Source organism: Brachyspira innocens ATCC 29796 (assembly GCF_000384655.1).
Classification (GTDB): Bacteria; Spirochaetota; Brachyspiria; order Brachyspirales; family Brachyspiraceae; genus Brachyspira; species Brachyspira innocens.
In genome coordinates, this window is the sequence record NZ_ARQI01000129.1 from 60,877 (window position 1) to 73,213 (window position 12,337).

A 12,337-nucleotide genomic window follows, 5' to 3' on the forward strand; every position below is an offset into this window, starting at 1 on the left:
AACTAACAAAAAAGATAAATATAATTTTAAAATACATTCCTTTATGATAAACATTAATAGTTATTCACTTAGGTAATTTTATTATAAAACTATAAATTATTTTGTAAATAGTTTTTTATTAATTTTTTATTAACTTATTGCATTATTTTTCTATATGGAAAAAGCTAACAATATTTTGAAGTTCTTTAGCATCATTATAAAGCGATATAGAAGAAGCAGTAGACTCTTCAACTAAAGCAGCATTTTCCTGAGTGATAGAATCCATTTCCATAACTGCTTTATTAACCTGAGCTACTCCAGACTGTTGTTCTACGGCAGCCGAACTTATATCTTTTATAATATTTGCAGTTTCTTCAATTTGCTCTTTTATTCCTATAAATAATTGTTCCTGACTTTCTACTATCTCATTAGCCTTATTAATTTTTTCATATACCTGATTAATTAATTCTGTAATATCTTTAGCAGAAGTCTGACTATTTTGTGCCAAACTTCTAACCTCGCTTGCTACAACAGCAAAACCTTTACCTTGATCTCCAGCACGTGCTGCCTCTACTGCTGCATTAAGTGCCAAAATATTAGTCTGAAAAGCAATGCCTTCTATAACTTTTATTATATCTTTAATTTTCTCACTGTCATTATTAACTTCATTCATACTTTTTACTGTTTCTGATACCACTGAAGCTGCATTTTCTATAGATTCCTTACAGCTATTCATCATATTATTACCTTTTACAGAATTATTAGTAGCCATAGATATTGCTGAAGATATTTCTTCCATAGATGAAGCAGTCTCTTCAAGGTTGGCAGCTGTATTTTCTGCTTTAGCAGCTAAATTCTTATTTCCAGAAGCAAGTGCATTAGCCGCCTGAGACATCTTATCAGCATTATGCAAAGTAGTTTCTATTACTTCTATAAGTTTATATTTCATATTATGAAAAGAATGTGATAATTCTCCAAGCTCATCTTTTCTATTTAGCTTTCTTTTATGCATAATAAGTCTGCCGCTTTCTATCTCCTTAGCCTCTTCAACTACAATATTAAGAGGTTTTATTATGCTTCTAGTAAATAAAAATACTACTAATGTCATAATAACCATTGATATAATACCTATAATTATACTTATAACAATAATAGATCTATTAACTTCATATATCTCTTCAGTATCCATAGCATAAGCAACTACCCAAGGCTGAGCAGTCATTTTCCTATAAAATCCTTCTCTTACACCATATCTTAATTTTCCAGACACAGATGTATCTTGCATTATATTATTATATTCACTTGGAGCCTGATTATTTATTTCTTTAGGATCTGTATCCATTACAACTACGGATTTATTATTAACCGTTACTATTCTTCCAGATTTTCCTAATCGTACATTACTAAAATAAGCGTCATATATAGACATTATTTTTATAATAGAAACTAAATAACCTATTAATTGATCATTATAATCAAGTATTCTCACCCCTAAAGATATTGTAAGATCACCTGTAGCAGCTGATTTAACAATATCATCTCCAAAAGCCACTTCTTCTCCCGCTAATAACTTATTCATCATAGTGGGTCTTAAATCCATGAAATTTCGGCCTATTAATTGCGAGTTTCTATCAAAAACTATCACACCTCTTGTATCCATTATAGATATGTTTTCTATAAAATTATTATTTTCTACAAATGATGTTATATCCAAATAAACATTATTACTATAGGCAGCGGCATTTGAAAAGAAATTTTTTATATTAGCACCGCTCGTATATGATTTGTTAACCATTACCTGAGCATTTAATATAGAATCAAACAAATTAGCATATCCGGCAACAGTATTCTCAAAGCCTGTATTAGTACTTTCAGTTATTCCTTTATTTGAAAAATATACTGATGCAGATAACAAAAATCCTAGCATTAATATAGACATTAAACTAATAATAACAGGCAGTTTAAAAGATAAACTATGGATTTTCTTCATAATAGACTCCTAAATAATTAGATAAATTTGTATTAAATGAATGATAAGTATAAAATTTTATAAATTTAGTATAGTAAAATTATATATGAGTGTCAATAAAATAAATTTAATTTTTATAATTATGAAATTATAAAAGTTTTATTACTGAATGTTTAAAAATAAGTAATAATCTTAATATTATACTTGCAGCAAAACTAATAATTATTTTAGTAATTAAATTAAACTAATGAAATATTATTATATATATTAGAAATTATATTATTTTATAATATAATTAATATATAACTCAGATTTATAATAAAAAGTTTTATTTATATGTAATTGCCGAAATAAGCTGTTATTTAAGATACGCAGACTTTCTCTTCATAAACTTCTTTAGCTTTAGAATAAAACTCTGCTGCTTTTTCATAATTTCCATTAATAAATTCAATATTACCTAAATGGAAATAAGAACTAGAATCAGGATTTTCTTTTATTTTTTTAGTATATTTAGCTTTGCTTTCTTCCAAATTAGGATAATTATCTCTTAAACTTTTACTTCTAAGATTTTTAAGAGCAAGAATCTCTGGAGTATCAGCAGGATACATAGCCAAAGCCTGCAAATACATATTTTCAGCTCTTTTATAATCTTTAATTTCATGAAGACATACACCATAATAATGATAATCATTATGGTCAGCCAAATTATTATCTACCAATATTTTATAAAAATTCATAGCCTCTTTATAAAGTTCATTTCTAAAGAAGTAATTAGCCATATAAACCAAAGCAACTCTGTCTTTTGAATTAATTTTAAGTACATTTTTAGCAGCTTCCAAACCCTTATCTTCTTCTTTAAGCATAGTACATAAAGATAAAAACTCATAATAAGGATCTAGATTCTGAGAAGTATATAATGTGATACCTTTTCTATAAAGTTCAAAAGCCTCTTGAAGTCTGTATTCTTTTTTGGCAATAGCTCCTAAAATAAAATATGCTTCAGCTGCCATCCAATATTCTAAGAAAGTGTTTAAAAATATTTTAGCATGTTCATAATCGCCGTTTTCAAATAAGGAAACAGCTACCTGTAAATACGACTTCATATCTTCAGAAGTACTTAATCTCATACTTCTTTTTAAAGCCTCGATAGCCTCTTCGTTTACTCCTTTCTTTAAAAGTTCCTCTGCAAGATTACTTAATTTCATTGCTTTAGTATTAGTAGACACGTTAATCTCCTTTTTATTTTAATGAACTGGTCTAACATAAACTTCTTTGGAAAAACCGCTCTCCATATTTCCGCCCTCGCCGCCTATAGCAGTTATAGTAAAATAATAAACCTCATTGCTATTAAGTCCTTTTATATAGTATTCACTCTGATTTCCTATCTGTATAGGAGTATACTGAGCATCATTGTAAACCCCAGACTTTGTACCGTAATATATTTTATATCCAACAACATCTTCATGAACAGCATCCCATTTTAGCATAACAGAATTATTATTAACCGCTGATGCTGTTAAATTAACAGGTATCTGCGGAAGTCTTCCCTTATGATATGAAATATCAACATTATTTAATATAGGTGTTATATTTCTATCAATATTACTCTTTAATACAGCTCTTATCTGAACATATTTTACATTTGATGTAATAGTATTTGTGTTATTATCTAAATACTGCCAAGCTATATTATTATCATCTGGAGCAAAATAATAGTCTGAAGTTCTATAATAAACATCTATATAAGAACCATTTGTAAAACTTCCTTTATAATTTATAGAGTCTATAAATGTATTTTTATCTTCAAAATCTATAACTCTGCTTATTATTTCTCCGTTTGATGAATATCTATATAAATTAAAATCTTGTTTATAATTAGGTGTAAAATAGAAAGAATCCAAACCTCCTATAAAACCTTGTCCTAAATAGAGAGGATCTAATTTTATATTGTCAAACTCTGCTACATAAGGAGATCCGTTTCTATCACCTGTACTTGTCAAATAAACAACTTCTTCTTCAAGCCCGTCTATATATTTTACTAATTTTCCAGTAGAAGCATCAAAACTAACACTATGATGTCTCCATTCATTTTCTTTTAAGTACTCTCCTCCTGATAAAGTAACATTCGTATATTGACCATTATAAGAAAATATATTATTAAACTGCCAAACTAATCTGCCATTAATAATATTTGCTCTTATACCTGCATACTTTGTAACACCATTATCATTATATATAGCCATTTTTGAAAGTACTTTAGAGTTCATTCTTACTCTGTAAGGATTTAAATAAAATTCAAAAGTAAAACTTGCTGTAGAAACATCATCAGAACTATCTAAATAATGATCTATTTTCACATAAGAGCGAATATTTGGGAAAAATACGGCCTTTCCTCCATTAGCCCCTGTAATATACTTGATATCAGGGCTATAGCTTAGTCCATGAAAATATGAAGAACCTAAAAGTGCTCTTTCAAATATCAAATTAATGTCATTTGAAACTTCATCTGAATTCCCATTATTTAAGACAAAGCTATTAGTAATATTATCTAATGAACTGTAATAAATATTATTTGTATCTGAAAAAACGTTAATAACAGCCGCATTTAGATTGACTGTACAAAATAAAATAAACGCTATAAAAATACCTATATAACGCACTTTCAATTCCTAATTATTTTTATAATTCTTTAATAATTCTTCGGATATTTTTTTAATTCCATTATTAAAAATATAATAAAAACCTTTATTTACAACTATATATTTATACTAACTGTAAAAATATACTAAAATAAATACTATATTTTAAATATAAAAAAAAATTAAAATATGTTATCATAATTTTTATATTTGGAAGTATTTTTCAGTTATTTAATAGTAATGTTATTTTAGTAATATAAAAATATATTGTTTGAATTGATAAAAAGAGTACAATTTAAGGACTAAATATGAGAGTTTTAATTATTATCAGTTTATTAATATCAAATGCGATACTATTTGCAGATATAAAAATAGGTTTCTTTTCGGCCATACATAGCGGAGATATAAAAACTGTACAGGAATATATAGAAATGGGTATTAATGTTAATATACAAGATGATATGAAAAGAACACCATTAATGATAGCAATGTATAAAAATGATATGAAAATGGCTAAACTTTTTATTGATAATGGAGCAAATGTCAATATACAGGATAATAAATTTAATTCTCCGTTTTTATATGCATGCGAGAAAGGATATATAAATACAATAAAAATAATGTATGGGAATGCTGATACTAAAGTAGTTAATATATACGGAGCAAATGCACTAACACTGGCATGTGAAAAAGGACATTGGGAAACTGTTCAATTTCTGCTTGAAAATACAGATGTGGATGTTAATCATATAGATAATTTATCAAGAACAGCTTTGCTTGAAATAGCAATATTTGGAAAAGACACTATTAATTATGTAGAAATAGTAAAACTACTATTAGAACATAATGCTGACAAAAACATAAAAGACAGTAAAGGAAATGATGCTTTATACTATGCAAAAGAAAGAAATTTGAAAAATATAGAAAAATTATTGGCAGAATAATTAAATACATAAAAAAGGCAAGAGTAATGATAATATTAACTCCTGCCATTATTGTTACTTATTTTAATAAATCATCAGTCTTTTTTTACTTCAGTACCAGTAGAAGCATATCTTTGTAATTGAACCGTAGCAGCTTTAGGGTTTTTTACTACGCAAGGACCGCCTACACAGCCTCCATTACAAGCCATAACCTCAACAAGATTAGGTGTATCAGCGGTAATAGGAGTTTCTCCAGACTGAACTTTACCGTATCCTTTAAGCTGTTTCATACCCTCTTTATCAAGTCCGTTAATAACAGCAGCTTTTAATTTTTCAGGGTGTTTTAATCTTATTTTAACAGCTTCAGCTACACCTCCGCTCATAGCATATTTTCTTCCAGAAGCAGTAGGAACAGTTTCTATATCCAAATCTGGTTCTTTAGCAACTTCTGTACCTGTAGCTATAAATAAAGCATCAAGCTCTTCCATAGATAAACAATAATCTACCAATTCATCATCTATGCTTTCTCTTCTTTTAGCAAGACAAGGACCTATAAAAACATTAACAGCCTCAGGATCTTCAGCATGCATCATTTCAGCAGTATAATGCATAGGAGTTTTAGTTTCAGATACACAAGGAATCAATTCAGGTACATGTTTTCTAACAGCTTTAACATAAGCAGGACAGCAGGAAGTAGTCATAAGTTTATCTCCCCTCTCCATTCTCTCTTCAAATTCAGCTGCTTCTCTGTCAGAAGTAACATCAGCACCTAAAGCTACCTCCCAAACTTTGTTAAATCCTATCTTTAATAAAGCACTTTTTAATTGTCCAGGTTTAGCATTAAACTGTGAAGCTATTGCAGGAGCATACATAACATTAACTTTTTTATCTTCTTTTAGGTGTTTTAAAACATCTACAAGCTGTCCCTTATCCATCATAGCACTGAAAGGACATTCTCTCATACAATTACCGCAGAATATACATTTATGATAGTCTATTACTTCTTTACCCTGTTCATTTTTATTAATTGCTCCTACAGGACAAGATTCCTCACAAGGAACAGGTATATATATAATAGCATGATAAGGACAATTTTTTAAACATAATCCGCAGTTTATACATTTGCTGCTGTCTATATGTGCCCTTTTTTCATCTAAAATAGTAATTGCATTTTTAGGACAGTTCATCATACAAGGTCTTGCCAAACAAGCCTGACAAGCATTAGTAACCATAAAATTTGCCCTAACACAAGCATTGCAGGCCTCGTCAAGTACTGTAAGCATAGGCCAAGTTGTTTTTTCCCTTTCTAATGCCAATTTAGCATACTCAGACAATGGTATTCCGCTGTCTTCTTTACCTTCAACACTTATTCCAAGTCTGGCCATAATTCTATTTTTTATGATTTCTCTGTCGTTATGTATACAGCATCTTATAGATTTACTGTCTCTTGGTATAATTTCTATAGGCAATCTATCTATATCCTCTATTAATCTGTCTTCAATAAACATTAATGCTATTTTTACCAAAATTTCTTTTTTTAACTGAGAGGCATTATTATTAATATTCACCTTTATATTCTCCTATTATTTTTAAGTGATTTGATATTAAATTAAATTAAGTAATATCATTTTTATTATTATATATTATAATATGAAGTCTAATTTTTTCAAGTATAATATTCAAATTATGTACAAAAATTTATTGTATATAGTATTCATATTAAATGTGTAATAATCAAATAAAAATGAAAAATAAAAATATATTAAACAAAATAAAAAACAGATTTATTTCTTGACAAACCGTAATTAAATAACTATATTGTATACATATAGAAGTTTATATACAATATAATATACTTCTATATAAAGTAATTTTAATTTTAAAGGAGTTTTTATATGCTTATAGGATGCCCAAAAGAAATTAAAAATCAAGAATATAGAGTTGGATTAACACCAGCTAATGCAGCTGATTATATACTGCATGGTAATAAAGTAATTATGGAAAAAGGTGCTGGAGAAGGGTCTGGATTTAGCGATGAAGAATATAAAAAAGTCGGTGCGGAAATAGCTGACAAAAAAAGAGTATTTGAAGCAGATATGATTATTAAAGTAAAAGAACCTATAGAAGAAGAATATGAATATTTCAGAGAAAATCAGATATTATACACCTACCTACATTTAGCTGCCGATAAACCTTTAACTGAAATGCTATTAAAGAAGAAAATAAAATCTATTGCATATGAAACTATGAAAGATGAGATGAATCAGCTGCCTTGTTTAGCTCCTATGAGCGCTATAGCTGGAAGATTATCTATTCAGGAAGCTGCTAAATACATGGAAAAGAAATTCGGAGGAGAAGGAGTATTATTAGGAGGCGTTCCTGGAGTACAAAAAGCAAATGTTGTTATATTAGGTGCTGGTGTTGTAGGGCTTAATGCTGCTCAAATAGCTATGGGATTTGGGGCTAATGTATCTATTACTGATATTAATGTAGCAAGACTATCGTATATAGATCAAATATTTAATATGAGGATAAATACATATTTTAGTGCTCCTTCAACTTTAGAAGAATTATTTAAAACTGCTGATGTTGTGATTGGAAGTGTACTTATACCTGGTGCCAAAGCTCCTAAACTTTTAAGAAAAGAGCATCTAAAAATGATGAAAAAAGGGGCTGTAATAGTAGATGTTGCTATTGACCAAGGAGGCTGTTTTGAAACATCTCACCCTACTACTCATGATGATCCTATATTTATAGTAGATGATATTGTTCATTACTGTGTTGCCAATATGCCGGGAGCTGTGGCAAGAACTTCTACTATAGCACTTACTAATTCTACAACTCATTACGGAATAATGCTTGCCGAAAAAGGATTAGAAGAAATTTGCAAAACAAATAATACTTTTCTTACTGGACTTAATACTTATAATGGAAAATGTACATTCAAAGGTGTTGCTGAAGCATTTGGCATTGAATATACAGATCCTAAAGCTGCATTAGGCAACTAAAAATAAATAAATTTTATATAAAGTGCCGTAAAGTTTTAATGAGCTTTACGGCTTTAATTTAAAATTATTAAAAAAACACATATAAATATATTGACTTTAATACTTATTTAATATAGTATTACTACTAAAAATAACGGTTTTTTAATTTACTAAAAGCCTTTTACTAAAAAAGAAAATTATCAATTTTTTATAAGTACATAAAACTCCAAAATCGCTATAAGTTATACTTGTAGCGATTTGCTTTTTAAAGTTATAAATTATTTTTTATTAATAAAATTTATTACTAATTCATATAAACTTGTAATAGATAAATATTTTTTAATACTTTATTTTCTATTTTTAAGTTCATTATAATTCCTATCCATAATTTCATACCAATAATTTAATTTGGCATTATCATCTCCATCTATATCTTTTAAATAGAAAGGTTTTAAAAATCTTACTTTTATTTTTCTAAAAGGATTAATTTTAATACTCTTTGCTTTCATAATATCTTTAGTTCCATATATGACAACAGGGAGTACTTCTACATCAGGACATCTCTCTGCTATTTTTAATATCCCTCTTTTAGGTTTTCTTATTTCTCCGTCAGCACTTCTGCTTCCTTCTGGATATATAACTATACTAGTACCATTTTTTAATCTGTCTTCCATATCGTCTATAGATTTTACAGCTCCTACTGTACCGCGTTTTACAAATATATAATTGGCAAGAGACATACCAAAACCTATTAAAGGTACTTTTCCATAAGTGTCTTTTGAAACAAAAGCATATGATTTTTTAAATATTGAAAAACATGCAAATATATCAAATGAACTTTGATGATTAGGAGTAAGAAGGTATGTTTTATTAGGATTATAATTTTCTTTTCCTTCAACATCAAATGATATAAAAGCCATTTTCATAAGTCCTCTTCCCCACACTTTTGCTATCGAATGCACCCAGTATTTTGCTTTCTTCTTACTAAAAATACGGATAAAAGGATAAATAGGAAATGCTACAATAACGCATAACAATGTATGGATAAATCCCAACAAAAAATAAATTAAACTAAACAATATCATATCAATAGTTTATTATAAAAATTAAAAATTATCAATATATAACTTGATATATTAATTACAGTTTGATATAATCAAATGAATTATTTTTAGAGTTTTTAATTAAAGTAATATGAATAACAAAGCAAAAAAGCAAATAGGAATTATCGTAAATACGCTTAGGGGTGATCCTGCTTGCATTCTAAAAAATATTAAAAAGATATTAAAAAAATACAATATAGAACCTATTATAATAGATTATGATATATCTACTTATATGAATATTAAGAAAGCAATAAGAAAATTAAGAGATGTATCAATGCTTATATCTATTGGCGGAGATGGTACTTTATTATCCGCTTTAAAAATCGCTATAAAATATGATATCTCCGTACTTCCAATATATAACGGTACACTTGGTTTCATATCAGAGATTCCTCCAAATGAAGCATATATGATACTTAATGAATATCTTGAAGGTAAAAAAACTCTTTATGAAATAGAGCCTAGAACTTTATTATCTGTAAGTCTATACTCTACTAACAAAAAAATTATTAAAGAATATTTAGCTGTTAATGAACTTGTACTTAGCAAATGTTCTGGAAGGGCTATATATATTAATATTATGATATCAGGCAAACTTATATCTTCAATAGTAGCTGACGGAGTAGTGATAGCCACACCTACAGGATCTACTGCATATGCATTAAGTGCTGGAGGACCTATATTATCACCTAGTATTGATGCTATATCTTTTGTACCTATAGCTCCGCATTCACTTACGTTTAGACCATTGGTTGTTCCAAAACATGATACTATAGAATTAGAATTAACAGAAAAATCTCTAAAAGCTATGGTTATTATAGATGGATATGATATATGCCAATTTAAAAATTATGATAAAATAAAGGCACAAATAAGTGATAAAAACTGTTACATATTTCAAAGTGCTAACAGACTGTTTTATGATATACTTAGAAATAAACTTAATTGGGGCAGATAATGCTTAAATATCTTGAAATAAGAAATTTTGTTTTAATAGATAAATTAAAAATTAATTTCAGCAGCGGTTTTAATGTACTTACTGGAGAAACTGGAGCTGGTAAAAGTATTATAATCAGTGCTTTAGAACTTATTACAGGTGAAAAAGGCTCTATAAGAATGGTAGGCTCTAATGGAGACAGACTTATTGTTACTGGTAACTTCAAACTTCAGTCATCTTCAGAAATAGTAAAAAATAAATTAAAAGAATGGAATATAGAAATTAATAATGATGAGCTTACTATAAAAAGAGAAATTACTAAAGACGGAAAAAGCAAATCATTTATAAATAATGTTGGTGTAAAAGTTGCTGAATTAAAAGAGCTTGGAGATTTAATAGTTGATATTCATGGACAGCATGAACATCAGTCTCTTTTTAATCCTGCAAATCATATTAACTTTTATGACAGTTATCTAAATATAGAAGATAAACTTGAAAATTATAAAAATCATTATTATAAATTAACAAAACTCATAAGACAATATAATGAAATATCTCAAAATAAAAACTCAATTCTAAAAGAAAAATCTTTTTTGGAATATGCAATAGATGAAATAGAAAAAGCAAAATTAAAACCCAATGAAGATGAAGATATAAAAAACGATATAACAATGATGTCAAATGCTGAAAGTATAGCTTCATCGCTTTCTTCTATAAATAAAGATATATTTGGGAGCGAATCTGGGGCTTATACAAAACTCACAAGAAGTATAGGAGCATTACAAACGGTATCAAAATATGACAGCAGACTTTCAGATATTGCCTCACAGATAGAAGGAATAACATTAAATCTTGAGGATATAAAAAGCGTATTGACAGAGATAAGATCCAAAACAAAATTTGACCCTGAAGAGCTTCAGATGCTTAATGAGAGACTTTTCTTTATAAACAATCTCAAAAAGAAATACGGCTCTAATATAAAAGAAATTGTATCATATGCCAAAGATGCAAAAGAAAAATTGGAGTCTTTAAATTTTTCAGAAGAAGATATCGAAAATTTAAAAAAAGAAATAGAAGTTCTAAGAGAAAAAGCTTCAATACTTGCTAAAGAAATATCTGATATAAGGCATAACAGAAAAGATGAATTCATAAAGGCAATAGAAAGCGAGATGAATGATTTAGGTATGTCATCTACAAAATTTGATGTTGAAATAACTTTAGATGAAGATGATGATGGAATACTAAATATTGACGGCTCAAATATAAAGGCCAATTCTAATGGAATAGATAATATAGAGTTTATAATAGCACCAAATAAACAAAGTATATATCAGCCTCTTAGAAAAATTGCTTCTGGAGGCGAAATATCAAGGATAATGCTTTCATTAAAAAATGTACTTTCTTTAGGTGACTACTGTGAAACATGCGTTTTTGATGAGATAGATGTAGGAGTTGGCGGAAGAATTGCTGAGGTAATAGGAGAAAAAATAGCTGCTCTTTCAAAAAGGAAACAGGTATTAAGTGTTACACATTTGGCACAAATTGCAATATATGCTAATAATCATTTTAAAGTTACAAAAAATGAAGGTGAAGATACTGTAACTTCTACTATTGAAGAATTAGATAATTCTATGCGTGTTAATGAAATTGCAAGAATGATAACTGGAAAAGAAATTACAGAAGCAAGCATAAAACATGCTGAAGAATTATTAGAACATGCTAAAAATAATAAAAAAATTATATAAATAATAATACATATCATAAAAAATAATACAATCAATTTATAAAATATCAGGA

9 protein-coding genes are annotated in these 12,337 nt (G+C 28.0%); 4 read left to right on the forward strand and 5 right to left on the reverse strand.

What is annotated here, in order from left to right:
• Positions 1 to 142 precede the first annotated feature (142 nt).
• The 3 genes from F811_RS0114210 to F811_RS0114220 all read right to left on the reverse strand — a co-directional run bounded on the left by F811_RS0114210 (position 143) and on the right by F811_RS0114220 (position 4,608).
• Positions 143 to 1,969: a methyl-accepting chemotaxis protein gene (locus tag F811_RS0114210; RefSeq protein WP_020005906.1), complete on the reverse strand. Its 1,827-nt coding sequence runs from the start codon at positions 1,967 to 1,969 to the stop codon at positions 143 to 145.
• Positions 1,970 to 2,310: 341 nt separating this feature from the next.
• Positions 2,311 to 3,174, reverse strand: coding sequence for a tetratricopeptide repeat protein (locus tag F811_RS0114215; RefSeq protein ID WP_020005907.1), 864 nt, complete (start codon positions 3,172 to 3,174; stop codon positions 2,311 to 2,313).
• 18 nt (positions 3,175 to 3,192) lie between these two features.
• Positions 3,193 to 4,608, reverse strand: a complete 1,416-nt coding sequence (locus F811_RS0114220) for a fibronectin type III domain-containing protein (RefSeq protein WP_020005908.1) — start codon at positions 4,606 to 4,608, stop codon at positions 3,193 to 3,195.
• A 287-nt stretch (positions 4,609 to 4,895) separates the two neighbouring features.
• On the opposite strand from F811_RS0114220, the gene F811_RS0114225 reads away from it, so the two are divergent.
• Complete coding sequence (locus F811_RS0114225; protein WP_020005909.1) at positions 4,896 to 5,531, forward strand: ankyrin repeat domain-containing protein; 636 nt, start codon at positions 4,896 to 4,898, stop codon at positions 5,529 to 5,531.
• Between the two features lie 74 nt (positions 5,532 to 5,605).
• Here the strand turns inward: F811_RS0114225 and F811_RS0114230 are convergent, their stop codons facing one another.
• Entirely contained in the window at positions 5,606 to 7,078 is a 1,473-nt protein-coding gene (locus F811_RS0114230) for a 4Fe-4S dicluster domain-containing protein (RefSeq protein ID WP_020005910.1), read from the reverse strand.
• A 327-nt stretch (positions 7,079 to 7,405) separates the two neighbouring features.
• Between F811_RS0114230 and ald the strand changes: the two genes are divergently transcribed.
• Positions 7,406 to 8,518 carry an alanine dehydrogenase gene (gene ald / locus F811_RS0114235; RefSeq protein WP_020005911.1) on the forward strand — a complete coding sequence of 371 codons (1,113 nt, stop codon included), beginning with the start codon at positions 7,406 to 7,408 and terminating at the stop codon, positions 8,516 to 8,518.
• A 326-nt stretch (positions 8,519 to 8,844) separates the two neighbouring features.
• Here the strand turns inward: ald and F811_RS0114240 are convergent, their stop codons facing one another.
• Complete coding sequence (locus tag F811_RS0114240; RefSeq protein ID WP_026364471.1) at positions 8,845 to 9,582, reverse strand: lysophospholipid acyltransferase family protein; 738 nt, start codon at positions 9,580 to 9,582, stop codon at positions 8,845 to 8,847.
• A gap of 109 nt (positions 9,583 to 9,691) precedes the next feature.
• Between F811_RS0114240 and F811_RS0114245 the strand changes: the two genes are divergently transcribed.
• Entirely contained in the window at positions 9,692 to 10,561 is an 870-nt protein-coding gene (locus F811_RS0114245) for an NAD(+)/NADH kinase (protein ID WP_020005913.1), read from the forward strand.
• A complete protein-coding gene (recN, locus tag F811_RS0114250) occupies positions 10,561 to 12,285 on the forward strand; it encodes a DNA repair protein RecN (RefSeq protein WP_020005914.1) in 1,725 nt (574 codons plus the stop codon). The genes F811_RS0114245 and recN overlap by 1 nt, the downstream gene beginning before the upstream one ends.
• Positions 12,286 to 12,337 lie beyond the last annotated feature (52 nt).